We start from the raw sequence: 15,023 nt of genomic DNA, 5'->3' as shown, positions 1-15,023 counted from the left end.
TCTACTTCCTCAGCCCCAGGCAACTAAATTAATCTGTATCTGTACGAGCGAACATAAACGATAGAATAGGTGCGATAATTATACCCCCTAGCTTCTATAGTAGAAGCTTATCTTGGTAGATAAAAACCGCCGTTCAACCAATCACGTCAAGTTTATCCCTTAAATCAATGGTTCAGGAACGCATTTTACCCGTCTTTCACGCCGATCAAACCCAAATCACCAAAGAAGAAGGATTGATCCTTTACGAGGACATGGTCTTGGGGCGGTTTTTTGAAGATAAGTGCGCCGAGATGTACTACCGGGGCAAAATGTTTGGTTTTGTCCACCTATATAACGGTCAAGAGGCTGTGTCAACTGGCGTCATCAAGGCAATGCGCCAAGATGAGGATTATGTTTCCAGCACCTACCGCGACCACGTTCATGCTCTGAGTGCTGGGGTGCCTGCAAAAGAGGTAATGGCTGAGTTGTTTGGTAAGGCAACCGGCTGTAGTAAAGGGCGCGGCGGCTCGATGCATATGTTTTCCTCGGAGCATAAACTGCTGGGAGGTTATGCTTTTGTGGCTGAAGGGATTCCTGTTGCTACGGGTGCGGCTTTTGCCAGTAAGTACCGCCGCGAAGCCTTGGGAGATGCCGGTTCCGATCAAGTAACCGCCTGCTTTTTTGGCGACGGTGCAGCGAATAACGGTCAATTTTTTGAATGCTTGAATATGGCGGCGCTGTGGAAACTGCCAATTTTGTATGTTGTGGAAAACAACAAGTGGGCAATTGGTATGGCGCACGAACGGGCAACTTCTGTACCAGAAATTTTCAAGAAAGCCCATGCCTTTGGTATGGCAGGTGTTGAGGTTGATGGGATGGACGTGTTAGCAGTTCGTGCAGTCGCCCAGGAAGCGATCGCGCGTGCCCGTGCGGGTGAAGGGCCAACCTTGATTGAAGCCCTAACCTATCGCTTCCGAGGTCACTCTCTGGCTGACCCCGACGAACTTCGTTCCAAGAATGAGAAGGAATATTGGTTCGCCCGCGATCCAATCAAAAAGTTGGCTGCTCATCTTGTAGAACACAATCTGGTAGACCAAGAAGAACTCAAGGAAATTGACCGGAAAATCCAAGCCGTCATCGACGATGCGGTGAAGTTTGCCGAGGAAAGCCCAGAACCCGATCCTAGCGAACTGTACCGTTATATTTTTGCCGGTGATGATTAACAGTTAGCGTTAATAACGGTAGTCAAATATAGGGTAGGCAATGCCTACTCTATTTTTTTAGATGCGCTTTAAAAGTCCTTAAAATTGACACAATTTTATATCCGTTAAAGTTACAAGCACATTTACCGCATAAGTAGCGGGGAAATATCGATACAATAACCCTGTGCCGTTCGTGCAAGGGTTCCATGTCTACAATCTCATCCGCTCCGTTTACCCCCGAAGAAATTGCCGCAGAAGGTATAAAACCAGAAGAATACGAAGACATTGTCCAACGGCTAGGGCGTCATCCGAATAAAGCTGAGTTAGGGATGTTCGGCGTCATGTGGTCGGAGCATTGCTGCTACAAGAACTCACGACCATTACTCAAGCAGTTTCCGACAGAAGGCGATCGCATTCTCGTCGGGCCAGGAGAAAATGCTGGTGTTGTAGACTTGGGCGACGGACTGCAACTCGCATTTAAAATTGAATCTCACAATCACCCCTCAGCAGTTGAACCGTTTCAAGGGGCGGCGACGGGAGTCGGCGGGATTCTCCGGGATATTTTTACAATGGGTGCGCGTCCCATCGCCTTGTTAAACTCTCTTCGCTTTGGTTCTCTGGAAGATGCCAAGACGCGGCGACTGTTCAATGGTGTGGTATCGGGAATCTCCCATTATGGCAATTGTGTGGGAGTCCCCACGGTGGGCGGTGAAGTTTATTTCGATCCAGCTTATTCTGGCAATCCACTTGTGAATGTCATGGCCCTGGGATTGATGGAAACTCCGGAAATTGTCACCTCTGGAGCCGTAGGGATTGGAAATCCAGTGCTGTATGTGGGTTCTACGACTGGGCGAGATGGCATGGGCGGGGCGAGTTTTGCGAGTGCAGAACTCAGTGATGAGTCGATGGATGACCGTCCAGCGGTACAAGTGGGCGACCCTTTCCTAGAAAAATCCCTCATTGAAGCTTGTCTGGAAGCGTTTAAAACGGGTGCTGTCGCCGCCGCACAGGATATGGGCGCAGCAGGCATTACCTGTTCCACGTCAGAAATGGCAGCTAAAGGTGGCGTTGGGATTGAACTGGATCTAGACAAAATTCCCGTGCGGGAAACGGGAATGGTGCCTTATGAATATTTACTCTCTGAATCTCAGGAACGGATGCTGTTTGTTGCTTACAAGGGGCGCGAACAGGAGTTAATTGATATTTTCCACCGCTGGGGTCTACAAGCTGTCGTTGCAGGCACTGTGATTGAGCAGCCGATTGTGCGGATTTTGTTCCAAGGCGGCGTGGCGGCAGAAATTCCAGCAACGGCTTTGGCGGATAATACGCCCATTTATCACCGAGAATTGTTGACTGAAGCGCCAGAGTATGCGCGTGTAGCTTGGGAGTGGACAAGCGATCGCCTTCCGACTTGTACCAGCGCAGGCATTGAAATTCAAGGTTGTTCTCTCACCTGGAATGAGATTCTCTTGACTTTGTTAGATACTCCCACAATTGCCTCTAAGCGTTGGGTTTATCGTCAGTACGACCATCAGGTGCAAAACAATACTGTAATTGTTCCAGGTGGTGCAGATGCAGCCGTGGTGCGGGTGCGTCCGCTAGAACCTTCCCCAAATTACTCGATTAACCAGGGGGACAATAAAGGGGTGGCTGCCACTGTCGATTGCAATGCTCGTTACGTCTATCTTGACCCCTATGAAGGAGCCAAGGCAGTCGTCGCAGAAGCGGCTCGTAATCTTAGTTGTGTAGGAGCCGAACCTTTAGCAGTCACGGATAACCTAAATTTTGGGAGTCCAGAAAAGCCGATAGGTTATTGGCAACTGGCAAATGCTTGTCGGGGAATCGCGGAAGCTTGTCGGGAATTGGGAACGCCAGTGACTGGCGGCAACGTGTCTCTCTACAATGAAACCCTGGACGCTGATGGGAATCCCCAGCCAATTTATCCGACGCCCGTGGTGGGGATGGTGGGGTTAATTCCTGACATTACACGAGTTTGCAGCCAAGCTTGGCAAGCCGAGGGAGATTTAATTTATTTACTGGGAAAACGTTTGGATTCACCAGAGGGAGTCACGTTAGGTGCTTCCGAGTATTTGTCAGCCATTCATGACATTGTCGCTGGTAAACCGCCCACCGTAGATTTTGATTTGGAACGCCGGGTACAAGCTGCTTGCCGCGAGGGAATTCGTCAAGGTTGGATTCGCTCAGCTCACGATTGTGCTGAGGGAGGAGTTGCGATCGCTCTCTCGGAAGCTTGCATCGCTAGCAATTTGGGAGCCGAAATTCACTGGAAACTTCCTCCAGAACCCTCTGTACGTTGGGATTGTATCCTTTTTGGTGAAGGGGGAGCGCGAATTTTAGTTTCTGTCGTGCAAGAACACCAAGAAATTTGGGAATCCTATTTAAAGGAGCAACTGGAAGATTGCTGGGAACAAATGGGTCGTGTCGGAAAACCGGACAGCGAGTTACGGGTTTTTACGACTCAAAGCCAAACTTTGATAGACGTTAGCATTAAGAAAATGGGCGATGCTTATCACAATGCTATCCAACGCCGTTTAACCGTTTAGCCAACCTTCCCCAATTTACTTCCAGAAATCGCTGACCCAGACAGAGCTAAATTCCTGGTCTATGTCTTCGGCTAGCGACATTAACGCTTTGTTATGAGATTATTAAGAATTACTAAGCCTGGTTAGTTTTTCTCTGCCTCAACAAGTAGGAGCCAAGTTCTCAAATGATTCCCAACCATCCCTTTGCAAGTGATGAGTCTCCAGCTGAGTCTAACCACTTGAACGATCAGCGACCTGATAAGCCAGAGGAAGCCTGTGGCGTTTTTGGGGTTTATGCACCAGGTGAAGATGTCGCCAAACTGACCTATTTTGGTTTGTATGCGTTACAGCACCGGGGTCAGGAATCTGCTGGTATTGCCGCTTTTGACGGTAAGCAGGTTCATTTACACAAAGAGATGGGCTTGGTCTCCCAAGTCTTCAACGAATCCATTTTGAACCAGCTACCAGGGAACTTGGCAGTTGGTCATACCCGTTACTCCACGACGGGTTCCAGCCGCGTTGTTAATGCTCAGCCAGCAGTTGTAGAGACTCGGTTAGGAACCCTTGCGCTGACACACAATGGGAATTTAGTCAATACTGGGAAACTGCGGGAAGAGTTGTTGCGACGCGACTGTAACTTAGTCACGACGACGGATTCTGAGATGATTGCCTTTGCGATCGCAGAAGAAATTAACGCAGGCAAAGACTGGTTAGAAGGAGCGATCCGAGCCTTTCGGCAATGCGAAGGAGCCTTTAGTCTGGCAATCGGAACGCCAGACGGCTTGATGGGTGCCCGCGACTCCAACGGTATTCGTCCCTTAGTGATTGGCATTTTAAACACGAATCCTCAGCGCTATGTCCTCGCATCAGAAACTTGTGGCTTAGATATTATTGGGGCTGAGTACCTGCGGGATGTTGAACCGGGCGAGTTAGTTTGGATTACCGAAGAAGGTATGGCTTCCTTCTTCTGGGCAGAACAACCCAAGCGGAAACTATGCATCTTTGAAATGATTTACTTTGCTCGTCCGGATAGCGTCATGCATGACGAGAGTCTCTATAGCTACCGGCTGCGCTTAGGACGGCAACTCGCTCAGGAATCTCCAGCGGATACCGATATCATTATTGGCGTACCCGATTCCGGCATTCCCGCCGCGATTGGGTTTTCCCAAGCATCCGGTATTCCTTACGCCGAGGGATTGATTAAAAATCGCTATGTTGGTCGCACTTTCATCCAGCCGACTCAGGCAATGCGAGAGTGTGGCATCAAGATGAAACTCAATCCTCTTAAAGATGTGCTGAGTGGGAAACGAGTCGTTATTGTTGACGACTCTATCGTGCGAGGAACGACTAGCCGCAAACTTGTCAAAGCCCTCAGAGATGCTGGTGCCACCGAGGTTCATATGCGAATTTCCTCTCCACCCGTAACTCATCCCTGCTTTTATGGCATTGACACGGATAGCCAAGATCAGTTGATTGCGGCAACAAAGTCAGTCGAAGAAATTGCCGAACAAATAGGTGTAGACTCGCTAGCGTATCTCAGCCGCGAGGGAATGTTGAAAACTACCGGCGAAGATCCCAACAATTTTTGTTCTGCTTGTTTTACGGGTGACTATCCCATCTCAATTCCAGAGCAAGTTAAGCGTTCTAAGCTGATGTTGGAAAAAGCAGCTAGCTGTTAGCTTTTTGTCAGTGGTTAAATAAGTTTGAAAAACTTACACAGGAAAGAGGTCAAAACTTCATTCCCGTGTAAGTTTTTCACTTTATGTTTGCTTTGCGTATTTATGCCGGAGAGTGTCAAGAAGATGGGAGAACTGAATAAAACTCCGTCATTTTGAAGTTTGGGCGATTGTCCACCCAACATTGTCAAACCAACATTGACAAAGGTTCGATAGTTTCGCTCCTGCTCTACCCATCCTACAAATTAATGAAGTTTCTCTAATTAATCCCCTGGCTTCACCGGCTGCATTGGCCCCAAGTAGTTTGTCAAATAGGGTGAAAAAACTTCATAAATCAGCGTCAGCGGACGCCCATGATGCCAAAATAGGTAGTGACGCCCCCAGAATGGTCCTGTTTGTCCAAAGGCAGATTCTAAAGCATCGGACTGACCATAGTAAATTCCCTGGACATCCCGATATAACTCGGTACGCAGGCGAGCCAAACTTGCCCAAATTGGCAAGGAACGGTTTTGTAAATACTCATCTACATGGCTGGCTTCCCACCAGGAAGTCGCGTAAGCCAGCCGCTGACCGGAGGTGGTACGCAGCCATACCTGTCGTCGCAACCTAGGTCCTGGTACAGCCTGGATTTGATTGGGTGCTGCATCAGCATCCATGCCAACAGGCGACATATCAATGACATCTACTTCTGTTGGTTCACCCGTCAAAAGTTGCAGGTGACGGGTCGGGGAGCCATCTCCCAGTAAAAGCATCTGCCATGCTGGTGCTAGCTGTGTGTGAGGCAGTCCTTGCTGCACCACTTCTTCGCCTCCCTGCCAAAGCGGACTGAGAGCATACCAATCTCTTGGTAAGCTAATGCTGTTTGTGGGTATAACAGTTGAAGTCAAAGCTCTTTACAAAACTTCATTTTCTTATATAAAATTATAAACAATTTCTTGCCGGAAACCTATTCCAGCAAAAAAATTGAGTGGTGAGTTTAGTTCTTTTGCAATTTCAGTTCTTAGTGCATACTATGCGTTGATGCGCTTGCAGCACTGAGAACTGAAAAAGGAAAAAGTAATGCGGATGGCGAGACTCGAACTCGCAAGGCAAAGCCACACGCCCCTCAAACGTGCGCGTATACCAATTCCGCCACATCCGCTTGCATATATACCAATTGTATCATCTTTGAGGCAATTTCGTTCTCTTTGGAAGAAACAAGACTTTCAATCAGTATCAATAACTGTTCTAATGCGAGGTGATGCGATCTATATATTGTACTGATGCTGAAGGCAACATCCTGAAATAATAATGATTGTTCCTTTCGCTACCCCATTTCTCTAAAAACTAGAAGATGCGTTTTTCAAAGATTTTAATTGCTAACCGAGGGGAAATTGCTCTCCGCATTCTCCGTACCTGCGAAGAAATGGGGATTGCGACTGTTGCAGTTCACTCGACGATCGATCGACACGCCCTTCATGTGCAACTGGCTGACGAAGCCGTTTGCATTGGTGAACCCCCCAGTATCAAAAGTTATCTGAATATTCCCAATATTATTGCGGCAGCTTTGACGCGCAATGCGATCGCTATTCATCCGGGCTATGGTTTTTTGGCAGAAAATGCCCGATTTGCGGAAATCTGCGCGGATCACCAGATTTCTTTCATTGGCCCAACGCCGGAAGCGATTCGGGCAATGGGAGACAAATCCACTGCGAAAGAAACGATGCAACGGGCGGGTGTGCCTACAGTGCCGGGAAGTGATGGGATATTAATGTCCGATCGGGAAGCATTAGCGATCGCGGATGAAATCGGCTATCCTGTCATGATCAAAGCCACCGCCGGAGGTGGAGGGCGAGGAATGCGTTTAGTGCGGGAAGAAAGCGAACTCGTCAAGCTCTTCCAAGCTGCACAGGGAGAAGCAGAAGCTGCATTTGGCAATCCAGGCGTCTATCTGGAAAAATTTATTGAACGTCCCCGTCACATCGAATTTCAAATCTTAGCCGATAGCTACGGCAACGTAATTCACCTGGGTGAACGCGATTGCTCTATCCAACGGCGTCATCAAAAGTTACTAGAAGAAGCCCCTAGTCCAGTTCTCAGTTCAGAACTGCGCCAAAAAATGGGCACTGCCGCTGTTATGGCTGCTAAGTCTATCAACTACACGGGTGCCGGGACTGTGGAGTTTCTGCTTGCACCCTCTGGGGAATTTTATTTTATGGAAATGAATACTCGGATTCAAGTCGAACACCCGGTGACAGAAATGATCACTGGGTTAGACTTGATTGCCGAGCAAATCCGCATTGCTCAAGGGGAGAAATTGTCGCTGACTCAAGATCGAATCGTTCTCCGAGGCCATGCCATTGAATGTCGAATCAATGCGGAAGACCCCGACCACAACTTCCGTCCTCATCCGGGGCGGATCAGCGGCTATCTGCCTCCTGGCGGCTTTGGTGTTCGGATGGATTCTCATGTCTACACGGACTACGAAATCCCTGCTTACTATGACTCCCTGATTGGTAAGTTAATTGTTTGGGGTAGCGATCGCCCTACTGCAATTAAGCGGATGAAACGGGCATTGCGGGAGTGTGCCATCACGGGTTTGCCCACCACCATTGGCTTCCATCAAAAAATTATGGAGACACCGGAGTTTTTACAAGGCGAGGTTTATACCAATTTTGTTGAGCAATTAATGCAGTCCCAGCAGTAAGTAAGGAGTGGGTAATCGGTAATTTTTTCCGTTACCCACTTTTACTAACCTCCGGAGCGCCTTAATGAGTATGAGCAAACATCGTCAGCAGTCCTTGCTGACCCAAGAGAATCTCTCGCACTAGGCTAAAGATCCCTACCCAAACGATTGGGGTAATGTCCACACCACCGATAGGCGGCACAATTTTCCGCAATGGCACTAAAAAAGGTTCTGTAGGCCAAGCAATCAAGTTAAAGGGAAGCCGATTTAGGTCTATCTGAGGATACCAGGTAAGGACGATCCGAAAGATAAACAGCAAAGTCATCAAGCCCACAAGCGGGCCAAGAATCCAGCTAGCAAGCGAAACAGCGTCCATTGGTTCTTAATCAAGAATATTTCCGGGTGTCAAAACTTTAGCCATGTCGCGTATTTGTCATGCAACTGACGCCGTAAGGCATTATAGTTAAAGTTTTATAACCAAACTCTCATTATTCTAACGCAGCGTGGCACTCAATCCTATTCAGCCAGACTGGTACAGGGGTAGAAGAGACGTAAAAACAAAATGAAGCGACAAATAGGCTTCTCAAGTTCATAACATATCGTTAAAATTGATCAAAAGAAATCGTTGTCAAAGCGAGCGAAAAAAAATGACGCCTTCATTAGCGAATTTTCTCTATAGTCTGCTCTGGGGTGCTGTAATTGTTGTCATCCCAGCCACGGTGGCGCTGATTTTTATTAGTCAGAAGGATAAAATCCAACGTTCCTAGATTGTCGGAATAGCCGGAAACCTCAGTTTGTCGAGAGAGTAATTATTAAATTAGTTGCTCCCTCTAAAAAAACTGAGGTTTTATATGTTAAAGGGAGAAGAGCTGATGCGATGCAGCAAGCCAGTTTCTGCCCGCTCGTTCTCCTGCTGACCCAGGATACTTAGAATTAAAATTCCCAACCTGCGTACCAATTTCTGCGGTTAACTCGTTAACATAGATTTGTCTTGGGAAAACAGCAATGGTAAACTTCGGGCTTAACTCAGCCAGTCTTCTGGGTATTTTTCTGGCAGTGGCAGGGGCAGCACTGTACTTTCTGCGTACCGTGCGTCCAGAGCTAGCGCGAGATCACGATATCTTTTTTGCCGCAGTTGGTCTCTTGTGCGGCTTTATTCTTTTATTTCAAGGATGGCGACTCGATCCGATTTTGCAATTCGGTCAATTTTTGTTGACCGGCTCTGCTATCTTTTTTGCATTTGAAAGTATTCGGATGCGTGGAGTGGCGACGGAGGTTGCAAAGCGAAATACGCAAATTGTGGATGACGACCGCCCCGTAAGCCGCGTGTATCGAGCCGAGTTGGATCAACTCGAACCGATGGATGAGGAACCACCGAGACGGCGGATTCGGGGAACGCAAGAATCTCGCAATAGCCGGACGGTAGAAACTTACGAGGATGAACCGCGCCGCCGTCCATCCAGTCGGAGTAATAGCAATAGTAGTTCTGAAAGGCTGGGACAAGGAGACCGTCCTCGCAAGCGTCGTCCCCGTCCAACAGAAACTCGCCCAACCGAACAACCGGACGATTGGGAAGTTTCAGACACATGGGAGGAAAAACCGTCTCGCAGTAGCCGTCCCAGCTCAACTCGTCCACCCAGCCGAGATCCGGAGACTGCCTCCAAGCCAAGAAGAAGTCGTCCACCTAAAGGAGAATCGTCAGAGCGATCGCCCAATCGGGAGAGTCGGGAGGACGTAGAAGCAACCCCAACCGACTATGTGGACTACAAACCGATAGACTACCCGGAAGAAGGGGACAACTCAAGCAATTTTGACCAAGAATGAGTCAGGAAAGGGCGGTTCCTTCGTGTCCGTTCGACGTTTCATGAGACGCGGCTGGTTCATTGGGTCAGGTTATTTTTGCAAGCAACAATGCAGCTTTGACGTGAAAAGATTGGCGTGCGGTTTGGGAATCCATACCTGGGTCAAATGGGGAATCTGGTTTAGTATGGCTGGGTTAGTTGTTGCCTGTACCCCAGTCAATCGCTCAACAGGGCCAGTTGCTCTTAACAGTCGTTATACAGATGAGCAACCGGCTTTGAGCGGCAATGGTCGGTTGCTCGCCTTTGTTTCTAACCGCAATGGCAGCCGACAGATTTGGCTGTACGACTTGCAGCAGCGGCAGTTTGTAGATGTACCGCGCTTGAACCGACAAGACGCGATCGCAGAAAATCCCAGTCTCAGTCAGAACGGTCGTTACATTGTCTACATTGCCAGCGACCAAGGACGCCCGGAAGTTGAACTTTACGATCGCAGCACCAAATCCTCACAAATTCTTACAATGGGCTATCGCGGTTGGGTGCGAAATCCTAGCATTAGTCCAGATGGTCGCTATATTGCCTTTGAAAGCAGCAGTCGCGGTCAGTGGGATGTAGAGGTGCTAGACCGGGGGCCTAATATTGAGTTAGATATCCCCGATGGCAGTCCATCTGCCTCTCCCTGAGCGTGAAACGTAACCTTTTTCTATCAGTCTTTGTTGCCTTAGCCAGTTTATTGAGTAGTTGTACTGGCTCAGGTCGTCTTATGAGTTTTCCCTTTGATTCAGCAGGGCGAAGTTTAAATAGCCCAGCTTCTGACATTAATCCTCAAATCGCCAGTCGGTACATTGTGCTAATTTCTGACCGGCGCAGCAGTCAGGATGTTTACCTTTTCGACACGGTGGATCGGCGTTTGATTGATTTGCCTGGATTAAATTCCCTGGATGCGATCGCATCTGACCCTGCTGTTTCCGCTGATGGTCGTTACATTGTCTTTGCTGCAAGTCGTCAGGGTCGGTCGGGAATCTATCTCTATGACCGCGAAACTCGCCAGTTAAGAAATCTCGCGCAAAACGTGCAAGCAGAAGTAAGAAATCCAACGATTAGCGCCGATGGCAGTATGATTGCCTTTGAATCTAGTGAAAATGGTCAATGGGATATTGTGGTTAGCGATCGCTCTGGACAAACACTAAATCTTCCAGCACCTCCTTGAGGATAAAAGTGCTGAGTAGTTGGGAAGGAATGGCGGGAAAAAGCAAATACCCGCTGATCAGAATACACAGCTTTGGGAATCAGGGGATATTTTTAGCCTATCTAGACAGGCTTGGTTCGTGTAGTCGCACTTCACAGCTACAGTCATCAGGTATTTAGGCGCAAGTGATATGAAATGGCTAATTAACTGGCGCTGGCTAACGATTTTATTCACAATGGGGCTAACTGGTTGTCTTGATACCCAGCTCTTCAACCCGCCGCAAATACTGACTGGCGGTATCAACAGCCAGACCCCTGACGAATATCCCGCCTACAGCAGTGACGGTCGCTATCTCGCCTTTGCTTCTGACCGCAATAATAATCGAGACATTTTCCTTTACGACTTGCAGCAACACCGTCTCGTTGATCTTCCCAATATCAATCGTCGCGACTCCAGACAGGATCAACCCGCTTTGAATGCTGATGGTCGATTTATTGCTTATGTTTCTAGCGAACGAGGCAAGACGGATATCTTTGTCTACGACCGTCAAACTCAACGCTCCGAATTGCTCACTAGCAGCATCCGAGGCTCGGTACGCCATCCCACTATTTCCGGTGATGGTCGCTACGTGGCGTTTGAAACTAGCCAGTTAGGCCAATGGCATATTGCAACTGTAGAAAGAGGAACTTCAGCAACAAATTCTGGCTCTTTACAACAGTAGAAGATCGATGAAATTGGCGAGTTCCTGCACGAGCGAGTCAGAGGCTTCTTCTATGGAAAGAGCATTGCTTGAGAGTGATCGCTACTAAATATGCTAGAACAGTCAAAAAAGCTTAAAAAATTAACATAATGAGTACCAAAGTTCTGCGTATTGCCACTTCGGGCATCATCGCAGCCGCCGCTGCCATTGGTGCTAATGCAATCGACGCAATCGTTCCCTTTAACTGGCAACAGTCAAATATCGCTGTTGCCCAAGACGCTGAAGAACAAACAAATATTCAGGTTTATAGACGCGCTAGTCCAGGAGTGGTATCCATCCAGGCTGGTGACGGTAGCGGCAGCGGTAGCATCATTAGCCGAGACGGCCTGGTATTGACCAATGCTCACGTTGTGGCAAATGGTCGCCAAACTGTCACCGTTATTCTCTCAGATGGCAGAAGACTCCCAGCCGATATCATTGCTTTTGCTAACAACAGTCTAGATTTAGCTGTCCTTAAAATTCGCGGACAGAACAATTTGCCCACTGTTGCGATCGCTCCTCTGAACTCTGTACAAGTCGGTCAGCGGGCGTTTGCGATTGGGAATCCTTTTGGTCGATTTCAAGGAACCTTCACCGTTGGTATTGTTAGCCGGATTGACCAACAGCGCGGTTTAATCCAAACCGATGCAGCCATCAACCCAGGCAATTCCGGTGGTCCTCTTCTCAATAGCCAAGGAGAATTGATTGGCGTCAATACTGCTATTTTTACCAGCGGTCAGACTGCGGGAAACATTGGCATTGGATTTGCGATTTCTGTAGACCGGGTACAGCCGTTCTTGACCGCTGTGCGCCAAGGACGCGCCCCTACCACTGCTCAACGGCAACAACCCACTTCTGGAAGACAACCGCCTCAGCCCATTGCTTTGAATGGTACGGTGATTAACGCCACTCTTGGTAGTGGTGATAATGTTCTCCGTGCGGATAATAGCTATTTTGACCTTTACACCTTTCAGGGGAGAGCCGGTCAGCAAGTCAGAATTGATATGGCGAGTCAGCAGATTGATTCCTACTTAATTCTACTTGGGCCCAATGGCAATGAAGTTGCCCAAGACGATGATAGGGGCGGTAGGGGAAACGCTAGCCTTGTGGCGACACTGCCTGCAAGTGGCACTTATCTAATTATTGCCAATTCCTCTGAGGGAAGACAAGCGGGTGCTTACCGTCTTCGAGCAGTGGCGACTGCCGGAGGCGAGCGCTATCAAACTTCCCAAAGTCGTTTGCTGATGCGGCAAGCGGGTATTCTGGGTCGGGGTGCCAAGGTGCTTTCTGATGGCAGTTTGTTTCAGGAATATTCCTTTCAAGGTCGTGCCGGTCAGCCTCTGACGATCGCACTTGCCAGTCCTGATTTTGATACCTATCTGATTTTGGTCGATCAAAATGGTCGGAAGATTGCTGAGAACGATAACATCAGCCGCAGCAATCCCAATTCTCAGATGAGTGTGACTTTACCCCGAACAGGCGTTTATCGAGCGATCGCCACCGCCTCAAATCCGCGCGGTCGAGGTCGCTATCTCTTAACAATTCGTTAAGCGCGAATCTGCACCGGCATCACTAAGTAAGTCATTTTTAGACCTCCAAGCGGTGTCAGAATCACCGGACTATTCCCTGTATTCATCTGCATTTGAATCTCGGAGGATTGCAGCGCCTTCAGTCCATCTCTGAGATAGGTAATATTGAAGGCAATCTCTAGATCCTTGCCCGATATCTGTGCAGGTAGAGATTCGCGCCCGCTACCAACATCCTGTGCTTCCACTGATAAGGCAATCTGCTGGTTAGTGCTGTCTATCGTGAATTTGACAATATTATTTTTTTGGTCAGCTAGCACGGCAATTCGTTCTAATGCATTGAGCAACTGACGCCGATCGATTGTCACCTGCCGCTCAAATTGTTGGGGAATCAACTGACGATAGGCGGGATATTGACCTTCTAGGGTGCGGCTAGTCAAACGTTGATCGACCAACTCAAATACGACCTGCCCTTGGTCAAGATGGAGAGCGATCGCTTCCGCCGACTGGCGCATTCCTAAGATTCGTTCTAGTTCTCGCAGTGCCCGTGCTGGAATCGTGACTTCTAACGGAGCTGCCTGACTAATCGCCTCAGAGGGTTCTTCATCCGTTTGACCTTGGTTAGTCGTTTCGACAACCGATAAACGATGACCATCTGTCGCGGCAAATTCAAGATACTCTGGTTTGACTGTTAAATGGATGCCCGTGAGAACCTGCTTCGTTTCGTCTGGACTGGTGGCAAATAAGGAACCCCGCAAGCCATCAATTAATGCAGCGGCAGGCAATTGAGCAGCTTCGCCATTTTCTATTACTGGCAGTTCTGGAAATTCTTCTGCGGTCATACCCCGGACTTTATAACGCCCAGAGGCAGAAGTCAGTGTGGCAATAATCCCTTCACTTGTCCCTTCCTCCCCTTTATCCTCTAAAGTAATTTCTCCCTCTGCTAGACGGGAAACAATATCGTTTAACAGCTTAGCGGGTAAAGTGAGATAACCTTCCTCTTCCACTTGTGCGGGAAAGCTGGTCTGAATGCCAAGGCTGAGATCGAATGCCGTCAAACTGACGAGCTGAGTTTTTTTGTTAGCTTCCAGCTTGACATTTGCGAGGACAGGATGTGTCGGGCGCGATGGCACTGCTCGGCTGACGAGAGAAAGGTTGGTACTGAGATCGTTTTGGGTGCAAACCAGTTTCATAGATGTTCAACCTTGGAGTTGTTCAGCCAAACGACGCTCATAGCGCGGTACTTTTGGCACAGAAGGAGATCGTAGCACCCTTGTCCTCAGCAATCCAGATTACCCTGCTTACCTGCTTTAGGCAAAACTGCTGAAGCTGTGGAAAATGTGGAAAATGTTGTCAAATGAATTTCCCGTGAATGTTTTAGCAGCTCTAATGAATTGTGGGAACCTTGTGGAAAAGCGACTCTTTTTTCCACAAGGTATTTATACTTGTCATTGTTTTTCACTAATGACACAAAGTTTTTCACGGCTTTACCACAAGCTTTTCCACAGAAAACTAGGAGTTTTCCACAACCCTTCTGGAGGTGAATCATTCTTTATAAGTAGTTTCCAAAAACTTAAATCAACGGCTGCTGACTAGGGCGTGTCATCAATTAAGCCAGATGACCGTAGCAGCTAGATAAATACCGCCCAGGAAACTCTCCGCCAGCTTGTCGTAGCGTGTAGCGAGCGCTCGATACTGTTTGAGT

Annotated in this window: 14 protein-coding genes and 1 tRNA gene; 10 read left to right on the top strand and 5 right to left on the bottom strand. The window is 48.3% G+C overall.

The window, feature by feature from the left end; all coding sequences use genetic code 11:
- Window positions 1-167: 167 nt before the first annotated feature.
- The 3 genes from pdhA (at window position 168) to purF (ending at window position 5,403) form a co-directional block, all read left to right on the top strand.
- The gene (gene pdhA, locus NC997_RS00075) at window positions 168-1,202 is read left to right on the top strand and encodes a pyruvate dehydrogenase (acetyl-transferring) E1 component subunit alpha (RefSeq protein WP_190410195.1); all 1,035 of its coding nucleotides are present in this window, start codon (window positions 168-170) and stop codon (window positions 1,200-1,202) included.
- Between the two features lie 185 nt (window positions 1,203-1,387).
- On the top strand, window positions 1,388-3,745 hold the full coding sequence (purL, locus tag NC997_RS00070; RefSeq protein WP_190524170.1) for a phosphoribosylformylglycinamidine synthase subunit PurL: 2,358 nt from the start codon (window positions 1,388-1,390) through the stop codon (window positions 3,743-3,745).
- A gap of 164 nt (window positions 3,746-3,909) precedes the next feature.
- The gene (purF, locus tag NC997_RS00065; RefSeq protein WP_190410193.1) at window positions 3,910-5,403 is read left to right on the top strand and encodes an amidophosphoribosyltransferase; all 1,494 of its coding nucleotides are present in this window, start codon (window positions 3,910-3,912) and stop codon (window positions 5,401-5,403) included.
- 260 nt (window positions 5,404-5,663) lie between these two features.
- On the opposite strand, the gene NC997_RS00060 is transcribed toward purF, so the two are convergent.
- Both NC997_RS00060 and NC997_RS00055 read right to left on the bottom strand, forming a co-directional pair.
- Window positions 5,664-6,287: a chorismate lyase gene (locus NC997_RS00060; protein WP_190410192.1), complete on the bottom strand. Its 624-nt coding sequence runs from the start codon at window positions 6,285-6,287 to the stop codon at window positions 5,664-5,666.
- A 173-nt stretch (window positions 6,288-6,460) separates the two neighbouring features.
- Window positions 6,461-6,541 (bottom strand) — tRNA-Leu (locus tag NC997_RS00055).
- Between the two features lie 192 nt (window positions 6,542-6,733).
- Here NC997_RS00055 and accC point away from each other — a divergent pair.
- Window positions 6,734-8,086 carry an acetyl-CoA carboxylase biotin carboxylase subunit gene (gene accC / locus NC997_RS00050; RefSeq protein WP_190410191.1) on the top strand — a complete coding sequence of 451 codons (1,353 nt, stop codon included), beginning with the start codon at window positions 6,734-6,736 and terminating at the stop codon, window positions 8,084-8,086.
- Window positions 8,087-8,147: 61 nt separating this feature from the next.
- On the opposite strand, the gene NC997_RS00045 is transcribed toward accC, so the two are convergent.
- On the bottom strand, window positions 8,148-8,441 hold the full coding sequence (locus NC997_RS00045) for a YggT family protein (protein WP_190410190.1): 294 nt from the start codon (window positions 8,439-8,441) through the stop codon (window positions 8,148-8,150).
- A 271-nt stretch (window positions 8,442-8,712) separates the two neighbouring features.
- Here NC997_RS00045 and NC997_RS00040 point away from each other — a divergent pair, with 271 nt between their 5' ends.
- The 6 genes from NC997_RS00040 to NC997_RS00015 all read left to right on the top strand — a co-directional run bounded on the left by NC997_RS00040 (window position 8,713) and on the right by NC997_RS00015 (window position 13,342).
- Complete coding sequence (locus NC997_RS00040) at window positions 8,713-8,832, top strand: photosystem II reaction center X protein (protein ID WP_190410189.1); 120 nt, start codon at window positions 8,713-8,715, stop codon at window positions 8,830-8,832.
- Between the two features lie 238 nt (window positions 8,833-9,070).
- Complete coding sequence (locus tag NC997_RS00035) at window positions 9,071-9,889, top strand: Ycf66 family protein (protein WP_190524167.1); 819 nt, start codon at window positions 9,071-9,073, stop codon at window positions 9,887-9,889.
- Window positions 9,890-10,052: 163 nt separating this feature from the next.
- A complete protein-coding gene (locus NC997_RS00030; RefSeq protein WP_199292210.1) occupies window positions 10,053-10,547 on the top strand; it encodes a PD40 domain-containing protein in 495 nt (164 codons plus the stop codon).
- 2 nt (window positions 10,548-10,549) lie between these two features.
- Entirely contained in the window at window positions 10,550-11,074 is a 525-nt protein-coding gene (locus tag NC997_RS00025) for a PD40 domain-containing protein (RefSeq protein ID WP_190524164.1), read from the top strand.
- Window positions 11,075-11,288: 214 nt separating this feature from the next.
- The gene (locus NC997_RS00020) at window positions 11,289-11,774 is read left to right on the top strand and encodes a PD40 domain-containing protein (protein ID WP_190524445.1); all 486 of its coding nucleotides are present in this window, start codon (window positions 11,289-11,291) and stop codon (window positions 11,772-11,774) included.
- A 128-nt stretch (window positions 11,775-11,902) separates the two neighbouring features.
- Window positions 11,903-13,342, top strand: a complete 1,440-nt coding sequence (locus NC997_RS00015) for a trypsin-like peptidase domain-containing protein (RefSeq protein WP_190524162.1) — start codon at window positions 11,903-11,905, stop codon at window positions 13,340-13,342.
- On the opposite strand, the gene dnaN is transcribed toward NC997_RS00015, so the two are convergent.
- Both dnaN and NC997_RS00005 read right to left on the bottom strand, forming a co-directional pair.
- Window positions 13,339-14,511, bottom strand: coding sequence for a DNA polymerase III subunit beta (dnaN, locus tag NC997_RS00010; protein WP_190524159.1), 1,173 nt, complete (start codon window positions 14,509-14,511; stop codon window positions 13,339-13,341). The two genes, NC997_RS00015 and dnaN, sit on opposite strands and share 4 nt — an antisense overlap.
- 412 nt (window positions 14,512-14,923) lie before the next feature.
- The coding region (locus NC997_RS00005; protein WP_190524156.1) for a transposase at window positions 14,924-15,023 on the bottom strand (100 nt) is incomplete at its 5' end.

Origin of the sequence: Trichocoleus sp. DQ-A2 (assembly GCF_039961915.1) — a bacterium.
In the GTDB taxonomy this organism is placed as follows: Bacteria; Cyanobacteriota; Cyanobacteriia; order Cyanobacteriales; family FACHB-T130; genus FACHB-T130.
This window is presented reverse-complemented; position numbering and strand designations above follow the sequence as displayed.

Coding starts and splice junctions, on each gene's coding strand:
- pdhA (WP_190410195.1), top strand. CDS start 168: ATGGTTCAGGAACGCATTTTACCCGTCTTTCACGCCGATCAAACCCAA.
- purL (WP_190524170.1), top strand. CDS start 1,388: ATGTCTACAATCTCATCCGCTCCGTTTACCCCCGAAGAAATTGCCGCA.
- purF (WP_190410193.1), top strand. CDS start 3,910: ATGATTCCCAACCATCCCTTTGCAAGTGATGAGTCTCCAGCTGAGTCT.
- accC (WP_190410191.1), top strand. CDS start 6,734: ATGCGTTTTTCAAAGATTTTAATTGCTAACCGAGGGGAAATTGCTCTC.
- NC997_RS00045 (WP_190410190.1), bottom strand. CDS start 8,441: ATGGACGCTGTTTCGCTTGCTAGCTGGATTCTTGGCCCGCTTGTGGGC.
- NC997_RS00040 (WP_190410189.1), top strand. CDS start 8,713: ATGACGCCTTCATTAGCGAATTTTCTCTATAGTCTGCTCTGGGGTGCT.
- NC997_RS00035 (WP_190524167.1), top strand. CDS start 9,071: ATGGTAAACTTCGGGCTTAACTCAGCCAGTCTTCTGGGTATTTTTCTG.
- NC997_RS00030 (WP_199292210.1), top strand. CDS start 10,053: ATGGCTGGGTTAGTTGTTGCCTGTACCCCAGTCAATCGCTCAACAGGG.
- NC997_RS00020 (WP_190524445.1), top strand. CDS start 11,289: ATGGGGCTAACTGGTTGTCTTGATACCCAGCTCTTCAACCCGCCGCAA.
- NC997_RS00015 (WP_190524162.1), top strand. CDS start 11,903: ATGAGTACCAAAGTTCTGCGTATTGCCACTTCGGGCATCATCGCAGCC.
- dnaN (WP_190524159.1), bottom strand. CDS start 14,511: ATGAAACTGGTTTGCACCCAAAACGATCTCAGTACCAACCTTTCTCTC.